The sequence below is a fragment of the Pantoea sp. KPR_PJ genome (genome assembly GCF_041386365.1).
Taxonomy (GTDB): Bacteria; Pseudomonadota; Gammaproteobacteria; order Enterobacterales; family Enterobacteriaceae; genus Pantoea.
Genome location: NZ_JABMIK010000002.1, coordinates 486,490 through 504,251, shown reverse-complemented (window position 1 = coordinate 504,251; position 17,762 = coordinate 486,490). Strand labels below are relative to the sequence as shown.

16 protein-coding genes are annotated in these 17,762 nt (G+C 57.6%); 12 read left to right on the top strand and 4 right to left on the bottom strand.

Annotation, left to right across the window (positions count from 1 at the left end):
* The first annotated feature begins 15 nt into the window (after positions 1 to 15).
* The 7 genes from cvpA to hisP all read left to right on the top strand — a co-directional run bounded on the left by cvpA (position 16) and on the right by hisP (position 6,078).
* Entirely contained in the window at positions 16 to 501 is a 486-nt protein-coding gene (gene cvpA, locus HP564_RS07020) for a colicin V production protein (protein ID WP_371241491.1), read from the top strand.
* 36 nt (positions 502 to 537) lie between these two features.
* Positions 538 to 2,055 carry an amidophosphoribosyltransferase gene (gene purF / locus HP564_RS07015; RefSeq protein ID WP_371241489.1) on the top strand — a complete coding sequence of 506 codons (1,518 nt, stop codon included), beginning with the start codon at positions 538 to 540 and terminating at the stop codon, positions 2,053 to 2,055.
* 113 nt (positions 2,056 to 2,168) lie between these two features.
* On the top strand, positions 2,169 to 2,738 hold the full coding sequence (locus HP564_RS07010) for a UbiX family flavin prenyltransferase (protein ID WP_371241487.1): 570 nt from the start codon (positions 2,169 to 2,171) through the stop codon (positions 2,736 to 2,738).
* 269 nt (positions 2,739 to 3,007) lie between these two features.
* A complete protein-coding gene (argT, locus tag HP564_RS07005) occupies positions 3,008 to 3,790 on the top strand; it encodes a lysine/arginine/ornithine ABC transporter substrate-binding protein ArgT (RefSeq protein WP_371241485.1) in 783 nt (260 codons plus the stop codon).
* 106 nt (positions 3,791 to 3,896) lie between these two features.
* Positions 3,897 to 4,583, top strand: a complete 687-nt coding sequence (locus tag HP564_RS07000) for a histidine ABC transporter permease HisQ (protein ID WP_371241483.1) — start codon at positions 3,897 to 3,899, stop codon at positions 4,581 to 4,583.
* A complete protein-coding gene (locus HP564_RS06995; RefSeq protein ID WP_371241481.1) occupies positions 4,580 to 5,296 on the top strand; it encodes an ABC transporter permease in 717 nt (238 codons plus the stop codon). Before HP564_RS07000 ends, HP564_RS06995 begins: the two co-directional genes overlap by 4 nt.
* An 8-nt stretch (positions 5,297 to 5,304) precedes the next feature.
* On the top strand, positions 5,305 to 6,078 hold the full coding sequence (gene hisP / locus HP564_RS06990; protein ID WP_371241479.1) for a histidine ABC transporter ATP-binding protein HisP: 774 nt from the start codon (positions 5,305 to 5,307) through the stop codon (positions 6,076 to 6,078).
* A gap of 101 nt (positions 6,079 to 6,179) precedes the next feature.
* On the opposite strand, the gene HP564_RS06985 is transcribed toward hisP, so the two are convergent.
* Complete coding sequence (locus HP564_RS06985; protein ID WP_371241477.1) at positions 6,180 to 7,127, bottom strand: sugar-binding transcriptional regulator; 948 nt, start codon at positions 7,125 to 7,127, stop codon at positions 6,180 to 6,182.
* Between the two features lie 196 nt (positions 7,128 to 7,323).
* Here HP564_RS06985 and dalD point away from each other — a divergent pair, with 196 nt between their 5' ends.
* The 3 genes from dalD to HP564_RS06970 are packed head-to-tail and all read left to right on the top strand — an operon-like array spanning position 7,324 to position 11,498.
* Positions 7,324 to 8,706, top strand: a complete 1,383-nt coding sequence (gene dalD / locus HP564_RS06980) for a D-arabinitol 4-dehydrogenase (protein WP_371241476.1) — start codon at positions 7,324 to 7,326, stop codon at positions 8,704 to 8,706.
* Positions 8,707 to 8,718: 12 nt separating this feature from the next.
* Positions 8,719 to 10,188: a xylulokinase gene (gene xylB / locus HP564_RS06975; protein WP_371241474.1), complete on the top strand. Its 1,470-nt coding sequence runs from the start codon at positions 8,719 to 8,721 to the stop codon at positions 10,186 to 10,188.
* Between the two features lie 29 nt (positions 10,189 to 10,217).
* Positions 10,218 to 11,498 (top strand): MFS transporter, encoded by a 1,281-nt coding sequence (locus HP564_RS06970; protein WP_371241473.1) that lies wholly within the window; start codon positions 10,218 to 10,220, stop codon positions 11,496 to 11,498.
* Between the two features lie 178 nt (positions 11,499 to 11,676).
* Here the strand turns inward: HP564_RS06970 and HP564_RS06965 are convergent, their stop codons facing one another.
* Positions 11,677 to 12,573 (bottom strand): TIGR01777 family oxidoreductase, encoded by an 897-nt coding sequence (locus HP564_RS06965; RefSeq protein ID WP_371241472.1) that lies wholly within the window; start codon positions 12,571 to 12,573, stop codon positions 11,677 to 11,679.
* Between the two features lie 172 nt (positions 12,574 to 12,745).
* Between HP564_RS06965 and yfcF the strand changes: the two genes are divergently transcribed.
* Positions 12,746 to 13,387, top strand: a complete 642-nt coding sequence (gene yfcF / locus HP564_RS06960; RefSeq protein WP_371241470.1) for a glutathione transferase — start codon at positions 12,746 to 12,748, stop codon at positions 13,385 to 13,387.
* A gap of 113 nt (positions 13,388 to 13,500) precedes the next feature.
* Positions 13,501 to 14,019 carry an NUDIX hydrolase YfcD gene (gene yfcD / locus HP564_RS06955; RefSeq protein WP_371241469.1) on the top strand — a complete coding sequence of 173 codons (519 nt, stop codon included), beginning with the start codon at positions 13,501 to 13,503 and terminating at the stop codon, positions 14,017 to 14,019.
* A 182-nt stretch (positions 14,020 to 14,201) separates the two neighbouring features.
* Here the strand turns inward: yfcD and HP564_RS06950 are convergent, their stop codons facing one another.
* Positions 14,202 to 15,464, bottom strand: a complete 1,263-nt coding sequence (locus HP564_RS06950) for a 4-aminobutyrate--2-oxoglutarate transaminase (protein WP_371241468.1) — start codon at positions 15,462 to 15,464, stop codon at positions 14,202 to 14,204.
* A gap of 141 nt (positions 15,465 to 15,605) precedes the next feature.
* A complete protein-coding gene (pta, locus tag HP564_RS06945) occupies positions 15,606 to 17,750 on the bottom strand; it encodes a phosphate acetyltransferase (RefSeq protein ID WP_371241466.1) in 2,145 nt (714 codons plus the stop codon).
* Positions 17,751 to 17,762: the final 12 nt, after the last annotated feature.

Here is a 17,762-nt window from a genome sequence, read left to right as displayed (position 1 = left end):
GCGCTGGAAGAGTTCATGATCTGGATAGATTACGTCATTATTGCGGTAGTTGGTTTTTCGGCTCTGGTCAGCCTGATTCGCGGGTTTGTCCGGGAAGCCTTATCTCTCGTTACCTGGGGATGCGCGTTTTTTGTCGCCAGTCACTACTACGCCTACCTTGCAGTCTGGTTTACAGGTTTTGACGACGAACTGGTGCGAAACGGCATCGCCATCGCGGTGCTGTTCGTCGCGACGCTGATTGTCGGCGCGATAGTCAACTATGTGATCGGCTCGCTGGTTGAAAAGACCGGCCTGTCGGGAACTGACAGGGTGTTGGGAGTCTGTTTCGGGGCGTTGCGTGGCGTGCTGATTGTCAGTGCGATGCTGTTTTTCCTCGATACATTCACCGGCTTTTCCAAAAGCCCGGACTGGCAGCAGTCCCAGCTCATTCCCCAGTTCAGTTACATAATCAGATGGTTTTTTGACTACCTGAAAAGCACGTCGAGTTTTATACCCCGGTGACACCATCGGGAGTGCGGCTAATGAGGAAATGACAACATGTGCGGTATTGTTGGGATCACCGGATTTATGCCGGTCAACCAGTCGATCTATGATGCGTTAACGGTGCTGCAGCACCGCGGGCAGGATGCCGCAGGCATTTGTACTATTGATGCGCTGAAGTGTTTCCGCCTGCGTAAGGCAAACGGTCTCGTCAGCGATGTCTTTGAAGCTCGCCACATGCAGCGCCTGCAGGGCAATATGGGGATCGGCCACGTTCGCTACCCAACCGCAGGCAGCTCCAGCGCCTCTGAAGCGCAGCCGTTTTACGTGAACTCGCCGTACGGTATTACGCTGGCTCATAACGGCAACCTGACCAACGCGCACGAGCTGCGCAAGCATCTTTTCGAAAAGGGCCGCCGTCACGTTAACACCACCTCCGATTCTGAAATCCTGCTGAATATTTTTGCGCAGGAGCTGGACCGTTTTCAGAATGACCCGCTGGAAGCGGATAATATTTTCGCTGCGGTGGCCGCCGTGCATCAGCACGTGCGCGGTGCCTACGCCGTGGTTGCGATGATTATCGGCCACGGCATGGTCGCCTTCCGCGATCCCAACGGTATCCGTCCGCTGGTGCTGGGCAAGCGCGTGCTGCCCGACAGCCGCGTTGAGTATATGGTCGCCTCGGAGAGCGTGGCGCTGGATACGCTGGGCTTTGAATTCCTGCGCGACGTTGCGCCGGGCGAGGGCGTTTACATCACCGAGCAGGGCCAGCTGTTTACCCGCCAGTGTGCAGAGAACCCTAAAAGCAATCCGTGCCTGTTCGAATATGTCTACTTTGCGCGTCCGGATTCTTTCCTCGACAAGATCTCTGTCTATAGCGCACGCGTGCGTATGGGCACCAAGCTGGGTGAGAAAATTGCCCGCGAGTGGGAAGATCTTGATATCGACGTCGTGATCCCGATTCCGGAAACCTCTACCGATATTGCCCTGGAAATTGCCCGTATTCTTAACAAGCCTTACCGACAGGGCTTTGTGAAAAACCGCTACGTTGGCCGCACCTTTATCATGCCAGGACAGCAGCTGCGCCGCAGCGCGGTTCGCCGCAAACTCAACGCCAACCGCGCTGAGTTCCGCGATAAAAATGTGCTGCTGGTAGATGACTCCATTGTGCGCGGCACCACCTCCGAGCAGATTATTGAAATGGCGCGCGAAGCGGGAGCCAAACGGGTTTATCTCGCCTCCGCCGCGCCGGAAATTCGTTTTCCGAACGTTTACGGTATCGATATGCCGAGCGCGACTGAGCTGATCGCCCATGGACGCGAAGTCGATGAAATCTGCCAGCTGATCAAGGCAGATGCGCTGATCTTCCAGGATCTGAACGATCTGATTGACGCCGTGCGTGAAGAGAACCCGGATATTGCTCAGTTCGAATGTTCGGTCTTCAACGGCGTTTACGTGACGAAAGATGTCGATCAGCAGTATCTCGAATATCTTCAGTCGCTGCGTAACGATGACGCCAAAGCCCTTCAGCGCCAGAACGAAGTCGAGAATCTCGAGCTGCATAACGAAGGTTAAGCGCGTTTTCAGCTATGATGAGATGAGCAACGGGGCGGAGAAATCCGCCCCGTTTGTTTTCGTCACCGGCAAACGGGTATCATGACGCCCTACTGAACAGGCAAGGAAGAGGTATGAAACGACTCATCATTGGCATCTCTGGCGCAAGCGGCGCAATTTATGGCGTACGGCTGCTTCAGGTGCTGCAACAGGTTAGCGAGGTGGAAACCCATCTGGTGATGAGTCCGGCAGCGCGGCAGACCCTGAGTCTTGAAACCGACTACACGCTGCGCGAAGTACAGGCGCTGGCTGACGTGGTGCACGACGTACGCGATATTGCCGCCAGCATCTCTTCGGGCTCTTTCAAAACGCTCGGCATGGCGATTCTGCCCTGCTCCATGAAAACCCTCTCGGGCATTGTGCACAGCTACAGTGACAGCCTGCTCACGCGCGCTGCCGACGTAGTGCTAAAAGAGCAGCGCAAGCTGGTACTGGGCGTGCGCGAAACGCCGCTGCACATTGGCCATTTGCGGATGATGACCACGGCGGCGGAACTGGGCGCAGTCATCATGCCGCCCGTTCCGGCATTTTATCATCGCCCCCAGTCGATCATGGAGCTGGTGGATCAAACGGTAAACCGCGTTGTCGATCAGTTTGATATCACACTACCACACGACCTTTTCACGCGCTGGAATGGTGCGTAGCGCCATTTTTTTTGCCCTTATCAGGGGCAAATGCGCGCTGGCGATCACTCTTCGTGCATTTGGTGCACCAAAAGTTAACAAAGTCGCTTTTTCTCTTTTGCTTCGCTGATATATTCCCCTCATTAACCCGGTTGTGCCGCTCTGCCAGGGCGCTGCCGGACACGCGATCGACTTGCATTGCTGGCATGAAATGTGCAAGAAATATGTGGCTTAACAAGCGCAAACACATCACGCACCCATAACAAAAAGCACTTCACTGAGGGTAATCTATGAAAAAGCGAGTTTTGGCTCTTTCTCTTCTGCTGGGCCTGACCAGCGCCGCCAGCGTGTTCGCCGCGGTGCCGTCATCAATTCGCATTGGGACCGACCCGACCTACCCGCCATTTGAATCGAAAAACGCCCAGGGGCAGTTAGTGGGCTTCGATATCGATCTGGCCAATGAAATTTGTAAACGTATCAACACGAAGTGCACCTATGTCGAAAGCGATTTTGATGCGCTGATCCCTTCGCTCAAGGCGAAGAAGATTGACACCATCATCTCCTCACTCTCCATTACGGAAAAACGTCAGGAAGAGATCGCCTTCTCCGATAAGCTCTATGCGGCCAACGCCCGTCTGGTTGCAGCCAAAGGCTCGTCGATCCAGCCGACCATCGAGTCGCTGAAAGGCAAGAATATCGGCCTGCTGCAAGGCACCACGCAGGAAACCTACGCAAACCAGAACTGGCGTCCAAAGGGCGTTAACATCACGCCTTATGCCAACCAGGATCTGGTTTATCAGGATCTGAATGCGGGCCGCATCGACGCGGCGTTTCAGGATGAGATACAGGCAAGTGAAGGCTTCCTGAAACAGCCGGTAGGTAAAAACTACGCCTTTGCCGGCCCGGCGGTGAAAGACGACAAAATCTTTGGCGTCGGCACCGGTATGGGACTGCGTAAAGACGATACCGAGCTGAAAGCCGCAATCGACAAAGCGTTTGAAGCGATGCGCAAAGATGGCACGTACGATAAGATTGCGAAAAAATATTTTGATTTCAATGTGTACGGTGACTAAACCTGTCGACCTCTGCCTGATGGTTACTGCTTAAATCGATCAGGACTGCCCGCTGGTTCGCCAGTGGGCAGAACACTGTATTTTTCTCCACGACAGGATTGTTCAAATGTTGTACGGCTATTCTGAGGTCATCCTCAAAGGCACCCTGGTCACGCTGGAGCTGGCGCTCAGCTCGGTGTTGCTGGCGGTGGTACTCGGCCTGATTGGCGCGGGTGCAAAACTCTCTCGCAGTCGTCCGCTGGCGATGGTCGCGGAAGGCTACACCACGCTGATTCGCGGCGTGCCCGATCTGGTACTGATGCTGCTGATCTTTTACGGTTTGCAGATCGCTCTTAACGCGCTAACCGATGCGATGGGCCTGACCCAGTTTGATATCGACCCGATGGTGGCCGGTATTATCACGCTCGGTTTTATCTATGGCGCCTACTTTACCGAAACCTTCCGCGGTGCTTTTCTTGCTGTGCCAAAAGGACAAATTGAAGCCGCCACGGCGTTCGGTTTCACCGGCTCGCAGGTTTTTCGCCGCATCCTGTTTCCCGGCATGATGCGCTACGCGTTGCCCGGCATCGGCAATAACTGGCAGGTGGTGTTAAAAGCGACCGCGCTGGTTTCACTGCTGGGACTGGAAGATGTGGTGAAGGCCACGCAGCTGGCCGGTAAAAGTACCTGGCAGCCTTTCTACTTTGCGATCGTGGCTGGCGTAATTTATCTCATTTTTACCACGCTCTCTAACGGTGTGCTGTGGTGGCTCAATCGCCGCTACTCGGTTGGTGTTAAAAGGGCAGAGCTATGATCGATATTATTCAGGAGTACTGGAAATCGCTGCTCTGGACCGATGGCTACCGTTTTACCGGCGTTGCCATTACGCTATGGCTGCTGATTTTGTCCGTCGTTACTGGCGGCTGTCTGGCGGTGGTGCTGGCCATTGCGCGCGTATCGCCGAACCGCTTTATCAGTCTGCCTGTCTGGCTGTTTACCTATGTGTTTCGTGGCACGCCGCTCTATGTGCAGCTGCTGGTGTTTTACTCCGGCATGTATACGCTGGAAGTGGTCAAAGGCTCTGAGTTGCTTAATGCGTTTTTCCGCAGTGGCCTGAACTGTACGCTGCTGGCGTTTACGCTGAATACCTGCGCCTATACCACCGAGATTTTTGCCGGGGCGATTCGTGCCGTGCCTCACGGCGAGATCGAGGCTGCGCGCGCTTACGGCTTCTCTACCTTCAAACTCTACCGCTGTATTATTTTGCCGTCCGCGCTGCGTACCGCGCTGCCTGCCTACAGCAACGAAGTGATTCTGATGCTGCACTCCACGGCGCTGGCCTTTACCGCCACGGTGCCGGATCTGCTGAAGATCGCCCGTGATATCAACTCGGCGACCTATCAGCCGTTCACTGCATTTGGCATCGCTGCGGTGCTCTATCTGATTATCTCTTATGTGCTGATTAGCCTGTTCCGTCTGGCGGAGCGCCGCTTCCTCGCACACATCAAACCCTCGTCATCGCATTGAGTAGAACTATGGCTGAAAACAAATTAAGCGTGACCGAACTGCATAAGCGTTACGGTGACCATGAAGTTTTAAAGGGCGTTTCTTTGCAGGCCAATGCGGGCGACGTGATTAGCATTATTGGATCGTCAGGTTCCGGCAAAAGTACTTTCCTGCGCTGCATCAACTTTCTTGAGAAGCCGAGTGAAGGCACTATTTCCGTGACTAACGAGCCGATCAATCTGGTGCGCGACACCGATGGTCAACTTAAGGTCTCTGACAAAGAGCAGCTGCGTTCACTGCGCACTCGCCTGACCATGGTGTTTCAGCACTTCAACCTGTGGAGCCACATGACGGTGCTGGAAAACGTCATGGAAGCGCCGATTCAGGTGCTGGGGCTGAGCAAGGCGGAGGCGCGCGCCCGCGCGGTGAATTACCTCAATAAAGTGGGGATTGACGAGCGCGCTCAGGCTAAGTATCCCGTGCATCTTTCTGGCGGTCAGCAGCAGCGCGTCTCTATTGCGCGTGCGCTGGCAATGGAGCCCGAGGTGCTGCTGTTTGATGAACCCACCTCTGCGCTCGATCCTGAGCTGGTGGGCGAGGTGCTGCGCATCATGCAGAAGCTGGCAGAAGAGGGCAAAACCATGGTGGTGGTCACGCACGAAATGGAGTTTGCGCGCCACGTATCCAGCCACGTGATCTTTCTGCACCAGGGCAAAATTGAAGAGGAAGGACCGCCGGAAATGCTGTTCACTCAGCCCAAAAGCGCGCGTCTGCAGCAGTTTTTAAAGGGATCGCTGAAGTAGGCAGTAGACCCGCAGCGGCGCCGTTTATCGCGCGTTTGCCCGTTCCTCGGCGGCAACGCCCGCGCGTGAGCGCGCCGCACCCTTTCAACGACGCCTGTTGATCATTCGCGCAGCAGCTTCAGTGCGGTCTCTTCATCCGTCACCAGCCCGGAAACCCAGCCGCCGTGTAGCGCGGCCTGAATAGCGGCGTATTTACGCGCGCTGCCGGCAAAGCCGATAATATTACGTTGTGCCTGGCTTTCCAGCGGCACGCTGGTCAGCAGCTCATCCGTTTCGCCGTAAACGCGTTCTCCCTGCTGGTTAAAAAAGTGGCCCAGCATTTCGCCTACCACACCCTGCGCGTTGAGCGCCTCAACCTGGGCATCGGTGATAAATCCTTCCGCATTGAGCGGACAGCCTGGCCTCACTTCACCAATGCCGACAAAAGCAACGTCCGCCAGCCGCGCTCGCTGAATGACGCGCTGATAGACCTGATGCTGAACCCACATGGCTTTATCCTGCGGCGTATCAGCGTAAAGCGGTGCCGGAATAAAGAAATATTTGCCCTGCATTTTTTCCGCCATCTTCAGCGGCACGTCGTAGCGCGTACCAGAATCGTCGCGCGCAATCGCGCCAATCATCGAAACGCACTGATGCTGTGGACGTTCGACGCGCGGCAGCGCATCAATAATTGCGCGCAGCGTTTTGCCGGAACCAATGCCAAACACCTGCGGGGTCTCTTCATTAATAAACTGTGCCATCACCGCCGCGCCCTCGACGGCCAGCATTTGCTGGATCGCCGCATCATCCAGCCCGGCTGAGGGCACCACGCGACACAGGGTAAGGCCAAACTGTTGCGCTATCTCGTGCGCCAGTTGCAGGCAGTGGGTTACCGGATGCTCAATCTTTACGCTGACCATGCCCATTTCACGTGCGTTTGAAACCAGCCGCTGCGCCACCTGGCGCGACAAACCCAGCGCGCGCGCAATCTCCTGCTGCGTCACGCCCGCCACGTAATACATCCAGGCTGCCCGTGCCGCCAGCTCCTGTTTCTTGTCTTCTCTGCTCATCGCCTTGTTCCGTCAAAAACCGATGCGTCAGTTTATCGCGTCTTGCGTCGAAAGCGCTAACTGAGCAAAAGCTCCTGAAAAGAGCAAATGTCTTAAGTGTGACAAATCTCGCAGAACAGTGGCCCTCGTGACGACTATGCTACGGCTTATCGGGCAAATGCCCTGTTGGATGGCAAATGTTTAAATCGAGGTGGTTATGACAACAAATTCGGTCTGGATGCATATTGGCGCAGGCGCTTTTCACCGGGCACATCAGGCGTGGTATCTGCATCAGCTGCGCCAGCAGGGCGATGACAGCTGGGGCATCGCCCTCGGCAATATCCGCGGCGATGCGGTTGCGCTACTCGATCAGCTGCAAGCGCAAAACGGCGAATACGTGCTGGAGACCGTTACGCCCGAGGGCGAGCGCGCCTATGAAACCATCACGTCGCTGCGCACTATTCTGCCGTGGGACGCGGAAATCAGCGCGCTGGTGGCGCAGGGAGCCCATGCCGACACGAAAGTGATCAGTTTTACCGTGACCGAAGCGGGCTACTATCTGACGCCCGGACATGAGCTCGATCTCAGCCAGGCGGATATCCAGGCCGATATTAACGGTGACGTGCGCACCATTTACGGCGCACTGGCGCGTATTTTGCGCCAGCGCATAGCCAGCGGCGGTGCGCCGGTCACGCTGCTGAGCTGCGATAACCTGCGCCACAACGGTGAGCGTTTCCGTCATGGCCTGCTGGCGTTTCTGGCCGCGCAGGGCGACAGCAGACTGACCCAGTGGGTGCATAGTCACACCACCTCGCCCGACACCATGGTTGACCGCATTACGCCTCGTCCGACGCCGGATGTGGCCGTGCGCGTCAAGGCGGCCACCGGTAAAGATGATGGCGCAGCGGTTATGGCAGAATCCTTTATCCAGTGGGTAATTGAGGATGACTTTATTGCCGGACGCCCGGCGCTGGAAAAGGTAGGGGTGGAGCTGGTGGCATCGGTGCTGCCGTGGGAAGAGGCGAAAATTCGTATCCTCAACGCCACGCACGCGGCAGTAGCCTGGGCTGGCACGCTTGCTGGACAGGAGTACATTGATGACAGCCTGCGTCAGCCGGCGATTTATCAACTGGCGTATGACTACATCACCCGGGACGTGATGCCATCGCTGTCGCCCAGCCCACTGGATCTGGCGAATTATCGCGACGTGGTACTGGCACGTTTTAGCAATCCCCACATCAAGGACACCAACCAGCGCGTCGGTGCGGACGGGCTGTCAAAAATTCCGGGTATGGTCACGCCCACGCTGCGTGAGTGTTATCAGCGCGGCGCAGAACCGGCCGCTACCGCCATGCTGCCAGCACTCTTCTACCTGTTCCTGCAGCGCTGGGCCAGCCGTCAGTTGCCTTACGCTTATCAGGACGGCGTGCTTAACGCCGAAGCGCTGCGTCAGCAGCTGGTCAGCGACGATGCGCTGCAGACATTTCTCAGCGATACCTCACTGTTTGCTGAACTGGCACACGATCGCGCCTTTCATGCGCTGGTGACGCGTAGCGTAAACCTGCTTGAGCAGCAGCTGATGCAGACAGCGACGGTGTAAGGAGCAGACATCATGTATCTCGGCATGGATATTGGCACCTCTGAACTCAAGGCGCTGATCGTTAATCTGCAGGGTGAGATCGTGGCGTCCACTCACGTCGCTCTCAGCGTTCAGCGCCCACATCCGCACTGGGCGGAACAGGATCCTGAGTGCTGGTGGCAGGCCTGTGACCAGGCGGTTGCCGGGCTGCGCCAGCAGGCACCCGCGGCATGGGCCGCCATTCGCGCCATCGGTCTCTCCGGTCAGATGCACGGCGCGGTGCTGCTGGACGCGGCCGGTGAGGTGCTGCGTCCCTGCATATTGTGGAACGACATGCGCAGCGCGGCGCAGTGTGATGCGCTGCGTCAGCGCTATCCGCAGATGGTGCAGATCGCCGCAAATCCGATTATGCCCGGCTTTACAGCGCCGAAACTTCGCTGGGTGGCTGAACATGAACCAGAGATATTCCGCCGCATCAGTAAAGTGCTGCTGCCGAAGGATTACCTGCGCTGGCGGCTGACCGGTCGTTTTGTCACTGAGCCGTCAGACGCCGCCGGAACGCTGTGGCTGGACGTGGCGCGGCGCGACTGGTCCGACGAACTGCTGGCGACGAGCGGGCTGACGCGTGCGCAGATGCCGGAACTTGTTGAGGGCAGTGCAGTTAGCGCCACGCTGCGCGCCGATCTGGCCACTAAATGGGGCTTAGCGACCACGGTGCGGCTGGCTGGCGGCGCGGGTGACAATGCGGCATCCGCGGTAGGGGTCGGCGCGGTCAACGCGGGCGATGCCTTTATCTCCCTTGGCACCTCTGGCGTGATCTTTGTGGTTAACGATCGGCTGCGCGCCGACCCGCAAGCGGGGGTGCACGCATTCTGCCATGCGCTACCGGGTCGCTGGCATCAGATGAGCGTGATGCTCAGCGCCGCCAGCGCGCTGCGCTGGCTGTGCACGCTGCTGTCGGTTACGGAAAGTCAGCTGATGGAGGAGATGGCTCTGCTCAGCGCGGAACAGCTGCGTCAGGCACCGCTCTTTTTGCCCTATCTCTCCGGGGAGCGCACGCCGCACAACGATCCACAGGCGACCGGGGCGTTTTACTGTTTACGCCATGAAACGCCGCGCGCGCTGCTGGGTTATGCGGTGATTGAGGGCGTCGCCTTTGGCCTTGCCGATGGTCTGGCCGTGCTGGGCGAGTCAAAGCAGCAGATAGCGCAGTGCAGCCTGACCGGCGGCGGTGCGCGAAGCACGCTGTGGGCGCAGCTGATCGCCGACGTGCTGCAACTGCCGATAGTGACGCATCCGGCCAGCGCCTCCGGCGCGCTGGGGGCGGCACGGCTGGCGTGGCTGGCGGATGGCGGCTGTGAAGCCGACGTGTGCCTGAAGCCACCGGTGCAGGCGCGCTACCAGCCTGATGCGGCGCGCGGAGCCATGTTGCAACAGCGTCTGCGCCTGTTTCGTGAACTTTATGTACAACAGCAGCAGGTGCGCGCGTTACTGCCTGCCTGATCGGACTAGCGAACGGAAGGAAGATTGTCATGCAATCGAGCGAATACTGGTTTGGCTTACCGAAAAAGATGTTCTGGGGCTTTATAGCCATCGCAATTTTTATGGCGGGTGACGGCTTTGAAATGGCGTTTCTCTCTCGCCATATCACTGATATGGGCTTTTCACCGGCACAGTCGGCCGTCGTGTTTACGTTTTATGGCCTGGCCGCCGCGCTGGCAGCCTGGGCTTCTGGCGTGGTAGCGGAGCTGATTACGCCGCAGCGTGCCATGATGACGGGCTTTGTGCTGTGGATTGTTATGCATGCGCTCTTTATGTCGCTGGGGCTGGGGCTACGTAACTATCCGCTGATGGTGCTGTTCTACGGCATTCGCGGCCTGGCTTATCCGCTGTTTATCTATTCATTTATGATGATGCTGGTGCAGGTTCTGCCGCGTGACAAGCTGGCCGCCGCCACTGGCTGGTTCTGGGCAATGTATTCCGTGGGTATTGGCGTGGTGGGCAGCTATCTGCCCAGCCTGACCATCCCGATGCTGGGCGAAACCGGCACCTTATGGCTGGCGATTGTCTGGGTCGCCTGCGGCGGCGTGCTGGCCTACTTCAGTTTGCGCCACGTTCCGGTGGATCGTTCGCGCGTGAATCTGCCACTGCGAGATAAAATGACTGAGATGTCGCGTGCGGTGACCATTCTGTTCACTAACCAGCATGTCTTTTATGCCTGTCTGATCCGCATTATCAATACGCTGTCGCTGTTTGGCTTTGCCATCATTATGCCGCTGCTGTTTGTCGATCGGCTGGGCTTTACCCTCTCTGAATGGCTGCAAATTTGGGCGGTATTCTTTTTTGTCACCATCTTTACCAATATTTTCTGGGGCATTACCGGCGAAAAGCTGGGCTGGATCCGGCAGGTACGCTGGTTTGGCTGTCTGGGCATGGCGATCTCCAGCCTGGCATTTTATTACCTGCCGGTCTATGCCGGGCATAACGTCTGGGTGGCGCTGATTCCAGCCGTCATGCTGGGGATCTTTGTCGCTGCTTTTGTACCGATGACGGCGGTATTTCCGACGCTGGAACCCCATCATAAAGGCGCGGCGGTGTCGATTTACAATCTGTCGGCTGGACTCAGTAATTTTGTTGCGCCGGCGATTGCCTCGCTACTGCTGCCGTTCTTCGATATCGTCGGCGTGGTGTGGGCCTATACCGCACTTTACCTGTTTGCAGGCGTACTGACCTTTATCATTCGTGTGCCACAGCCGGGACACGCGCAGAAAGCGTCAGCGGTGAAGTCGTCCGTTGCGCAGCAGCGCAGCTGAGCGTGCACCTGCCGCATCGGTTGCGGCAGGTGCCACGGTTACCCTTGCTGTTTCATGTGCTTTATCTCACGCCTGACAGGGCGACAGGCTGAGCAGGATCGAGCGACAAATCGTTCAGTCTGTCGCTCTGGCGTGCATATCCCTGCCGCTTACGTGAAAACGCTGCCGGCTACGGGTCTCAGCCAGCAACATCCTGCAGCGCTTCCTGCAGGTCATACCATCGAAAACCAAAGCCGGATGCCTCAAGTCGCTTCGGCAGCACATGCTGCCCACCCAGTACCAGCACGGCCGATTCACCCATCATCAGTTTGATGGCGCTGGCGGGCGTGCGCATAAACGCCGGACGATGCATCACGTGGCCGAGCGTGGCGGCGAACTGCTCGTTACGCACGGCATAGGGCGACACCATATTGAACGGGCCGCTGAGTTCGTCGTGGTCGAGCAGCCAGAGAATAGCGTTGATCATATCGTCAATATGGATCCACGGCAGATACTGTTTACCGCTGCCGATTGGGCCACCTACGCCGAGCTTAAACGGCAGCTTCATTTTACCTAGCGCACCGCCTTCGCTTGCCAGCACCACGCCCGTGCGCAGCAGGCAGACGCGGGTGCGATCGCTCTGGGCGGTCATCGCCAGCTGCTCCCAGCGTGCGCAAAGGTGATGAGTAAACTCATCCTGGCCGCTGTCCTCCTCTGTGAGCACCAGCTCGCCCGTGTCACCGTAGTAGCCGGTGGCCGAGCCGGATATCAGCACACGCGGCGGATGCTGGCTGGCATTAATCAGCGAGGCGATACGTTCGGTGATCTGCCAGCGGCTTTCGCACAGCCGCTGTTTTTGCTGTTCGGTCCAGCGCTTGTCTGCAATGGGTTCGCCAGCGAGATTGATCACAGCGTCAACGCCGTCAAGGTTGTGCTGCTGTGCCAGACCTGACCAGAGGGCAACACGCGAGTCGAGCTTTTCGCGTGCGCTGGCGACATCACGGGTAACGACGCTGACCTGGTGCCCGAGCACCAGCAGGCGGGGAATAAGATGGCGGCCAATCAGCCCGGTACCGCCGGTCACGAGAATGTGCATGTTGCGTCTCCTTATCATTTTTTTGTTACGCACTGAATTAGCATAGAAGAAGAGCGCTCACGCGCTGATGGGCTGCGTCGCGGTTTACGAAGATCGGACCAGCCTGGCGTTGCTTTGCAGAAAAGAAACCGGTAAAAATCAGGCAACCCGGATCCGCCTGTTGAGGTAGCAGATGAATTACCCGTCCATCACGCTGTGGTCAGATTCATCGTTTTTTAGTCCTTACGTTATGTCGGTTTACGTTGCTCTCACTGAGAAAGGCATTCCTTTCACGCTTAAGCGTATCGATCTCTCACATAATCAGCAGTTCAACAGCGACTACCGTGCACTGTCGCTGACCTGCCGCGTGCCAGCGCTACAGATTGATGAATTTGTCCTGAATGAATCCTCTGCTATTGCTGAATATCTTGAGGAACGTTTTCCGGCCCCGGAATTTGAGCGCCTCTATCCGCGCAATCGCGAGAAGCGTGCACGGGCACGTGAAATACAGGCATGGCTGCGCAGCGATCTGCTGCCCATTCGGCAGGAACGGCCGACAGAGGTGTTGTTTGCTGGCGAGCAGTTTCCACCGCTCTCGCCAGCGGCGGTGCAGGCAGTGGAGAAGCTGACCGAAGCCGCGCTGCGGCTGCTGCCGGCTCATCAGCAGAATCTGTTTGGCGAGTGGTCTGTTGCCGATACGGATTTAGCGGTGATGTTAAACCGTCTGGCGCTGCACGGTGACGCGCTACCGACTAAGCTGCGGGATTATGCTGAATTTCAGTGGCAGCGCGCCTCGGTGCAGCTCTGGCTGGCGGAAAGCGGTAAACAACGATAGGTTTCGCCGCTTGCTCAGGCGAGCGGAAGTGATTACCTTACAGCACACTATAACAACGACGTGGCAATCAAGTGCGTGTCGCACGGCACGCCAGAACAGATAAGGGTTTCCGGATGGTGGATCAAACCGCGGGCGACGGTATTGAGTGGGTCGATATCGTTAACGAAGAAAATGACGTGATCGCACAGGCGACACGCGCACAGATGCGCGCGCAGCGTATGCGCCACCGTGCCACCTATATTGTGGTGCATGATGGGGCAGGTAAAATCCTGGTGCAGCGTCGCACCGCGACCAAAGACTTCATGCCCGGCATGCTGGACGCCACCGCAGGGGGCGTGGTGCAGAGCGGGGAAGATCTGCTGGAGTCGGCGCGTCGTGAGGCGGAAGAGGAGCTGGGTATTGCTGATGTGCCTTTCGCGGAGCACGGTAAGTTTTATTTTGAAGATGAGCATGTCCGCGTCTGGGGCGGTCTGTTTAGCTGCGTATACCACGGCCCGTTCGCCATGCAGGAAGAAGAGGTGGATGAGGTGTTCTGGATGACCCCGGATGAGATTACCGCGCGCTGCGATGAATTCACCGATGATTCGCTTAAGGCCCTGTCGCTGTGGCTGACGCGCAACGGTGAAGCCTGATTATGTCGCCTGAAAAACGCCCCGCAGGGCGTTTTTCAGGCGACGCGCATCGCGTTTTCACGCACAGATAATGACGCGTTGCGTAACGCCGCTGTGGGCAGGTCGGCGTGCCCTGGCAAGGGCTTTGCTTCACCGGCGGTCATTCGCCCCGTTATGACGCTGAGAATGACCGCTCCTCCTTTTTAATGCGCCGCCAGAATGGTCGCCAGCAGGCTGAGTGCAGCGCTGAACTGTGCGTCTGGTATGGTCAGAGGATAGAGAAAACGAATAACGTTGCCGTGTACCCCGCAGGTGAGCAGCAGCAGACCCTGTTCGAGAGCCTGACGCTGAATAGCGCTCGCCGTGGCGGCACAGGGCTGACCCTCTGCGTTGTGGAATTCTGCTGCCAGCATGGAGCCGCGTCCACGGACTTCCGCCAGCGCACGGCAGCCCGCGCCGAGCAGCGTTTCACGCAGTTGCTCCCCAAGTTGTAGCGCACGCTCACACAGCTTTTCCTCCTCAATAATGTCTAATACCGCGAGCGCGGCGGCGATGGCGGGGGGACTGCCTGCATAAGTGCCGCCCAGCCCGCCGGGTTGAGGCGCATCCATAATCGCCGCGCGGCCCGATACCGCCGACAGCACCATGCCGCCTGCCAGGCTTTTCGCCATCGTCACGATGTCCGGTTTTGCGTCGGGATGGTAGTCACTGGCAAACAGTTTGCCGCTGCGTGCGAAACCGCTCTGAATTTCATCAGCGATCAGCAGAATACCGTGCTGGTCGCACAGCTGGCGCAGCGCCTGCACAAAGTCGGGCGGCGCGACGTAAAAGCCACCTTCGCCCTGAATGGGTTCATAGATGATCGCCGCGACCTGCTGCGGGCTGATATCGCTGCGGAACAGCGCGGCCAGGCTCTCCAGCGCATCCCCGGTGCTTACACCGTGCAATGCATCAGGATAGCGGGCGTGGTAGACCGGACTGGCAAAGGGGCCAAAGCCGGTTTTATAGGGCGCGACTTTGCCGGTGAGCGAGAGTGTCATCAGCGTGCGGCCATGGAAGGCACCGGTAAAAGCGATAATGCCGGGCCGTCCGGTGGCGGCGCGCGCGATTTTTACCGCGTTTTCTACCGCTTCGGCCCCGGTTGAGAAGAAAGCGGTTTTCGCCGGACCATCAATCGGGACGCGCTGGTTCAGGCGCTCTGCCAGCGTCAGGTAGTTTTCATAGGGAACAATCTGGAAGGCCGTGTGCGTAAAACAGTCGAGCTGCGCTTTGACCGCCTCAATGACCCGGGGATGGCGATGGCCGGTATTGAGCACCGCAATCCCGGCGGCGAAGTCGGTATAGGTGCGTCCCTGGCTATCCCAGAGCGTGGCGTTTTCCGCTTTCACGACAAAAAAGTCGCACATAACGCCAACACCGCGCGGTGTGGCATTCAGGCGACGGGCATGTAACTCACTGTGACTCATGGCGGGGCCTCGCTGATTTCACCGAAAGGGCATCTTTCAGTGTTAGCGTGGCGGGCAATATTCGCCAGCTGCCCATGCAGCAAAAAAAAAGAGCATGCGCGCTGGCATGCTCTTATCCGACAGGCTGAAGGCGGGGTGTCGTTAGCCTTCTGCCTGCTGTGACTGGATTGCGGTCAGGGCGATGGTGTAGACGATATCGTCAACCAGCGCACCGCGCGACAGGTCGTTGACCGGCTTGCGCATCCCCTGCAGCATCGGACCGATGGAGATGAGATCCGCAGAGCGCTGCACCGCCTTATAGGTCGTGTTGCCGGTGTTGAGATCCGGGAAAATAAAGACCGTGGCGCGACCCGCTACGGCAGAGTCAGGTGCCTTAGACTTCGCCACATCTTCCATAATGGCTGCGTCATACTGCAACGGACCGTCAATAACCAGATCCGGACGTTTCTCCTGGGCGATGCGCGTCGCTTCACGGACTTTTTCGACGTCGCTGCCTGCGCCGGAGTTACCGGTTGAGTAGGAGATCATTGCTACACGCGGCTCAATGCCGAACGCCTGAGCGGAATCCGCAGACTGAATGGCGATCTCTGCCAGCTGCTCTGAAGTTGGATCCGGGTTGATGGCACAGTCGCCATAGACCAGCACCTGCTCTGGCAGCAGCATAAAGAACACAGAGGAGACCAGCGAACTGTTTGGCGCGGTTTTAATCAGCTGCAACGGTGGGCGGATAGTATTGGCCGTGGTGTGTACCGCGCCAGAGACCAGCCCGTCCACTTCTCCCCTTTCCAGCATCATGGTACCCAGCACCACGTTATCTTCCAGCTGCTCCTGCGCCACCACTTCGGTCATGCCTTTGTTTTTACGCAGCTCTACCAGGCGCGGCACATAGTGATTACGTACCACTTCAGGATCGACGATCTCAATGCCTTTACCCAGCTCGACACCCTGAGCGGCTGCGACGCGCTGGATCTCGTCCGGATTGCCCAGCAGGACACAGGTGGCAATGCCACGCTCGGCGCAGATAGCGGCGGCTTTTACGGTGCGCGGTTCGTCGCCTTCCGGCAGCACAATGCGTTTGCCCGCTTTGCGTGCCAGTTCGGTCAGCTGATAGCGGAAAGCAGGGGGTGAGAGGCGACGGCTACGTTCAGACGCGGCGGTCAGCGACTCAATCCAGTCAGCGTTAATATAGTTCGCGACATACTCCTGCACTTTCTCAACGCGCTGGGTATCGTCACTCGGCACTTCCAGGTTGAAACTTTGCAGGCTGAGCGAGGTTTGCCAGGTATTGGTTTTCACCATAAATACCGGCAGACCGGTCTGGAAGGCGCGCTCGCATAGTTTTGCAATGCGGCTATCGATCTCATAGCCGCCGGTTAACAGGATGGCTCCAATTTCCACGCCGTTCATCGCGGCGAGACAGGCAGCCACCAGCACGTCCGGACGGTCCGCAGAGGTCACCAGCAGCGAGCCAGGGCGGAAATGTTCCAGCATATGCGGCAGGCTGCGCGCGCAGAAGGTCACCGACTTCACGCGACGCGTAGCGAGCTCACCCTCGTTGATCACCTCTGCATTCAGATGGCGGCACATATCAATGGCGCGCGTAGCAATCAGGTCAAAGCTCCAGGGCACGCAGCCTAATACCGGCAGTGGGCTATCGGCAAACAGCTGTTTTGGATCGATATTCGCGACGCTGGCCTTGGTAGAGTCATCAAAGATTTCTGACAGATCTGGACGAGTACGGCCTTGCTCATCAACAGGCGCATTCAGTTTGTTGATGATGACGCCGGTAATGTTTTTGTTTTTGCTGCCGCCAAAGCTGCTTTGCGTCAGCTCGATACGCTCTTTCAGCTGGGCCGGGGAGTCATTACCCAGTGACATCACAAAGATAATTTCAGCGTTCAGCGTTTTGGCAATTTCGTAGTTGAGCGCGTTGGCAAACTGGTGTTTACGCGTGGGCACCAGGCCTTCTACCAGAACCACTTCCGCATCTTTGGTGTTTTCGTGATAGCGGGCAATGATCTCTTCCATTAAAACATCCTGCTGGTTTGCGCTCAGCAGTGACTCCACGCGCGACATCTTCAGCGGGTCGGCGGCGGGAATCGATGAGTTTTTGCGGATGATCATGGTGGTCTGGTCAGGTGTATCACCGCCAGCGCGCGGCTGCGCGATAGGTTTGAAGACGCTAAGACGAACGCCTTTACGCTCCATGGCACGAATAACGCCAAGGCTGACGCTGGTCAGACCGACGCTGGTGCCGGTCGGAATAAGCATAATTGTACGTGACACGTTTAAACCTCG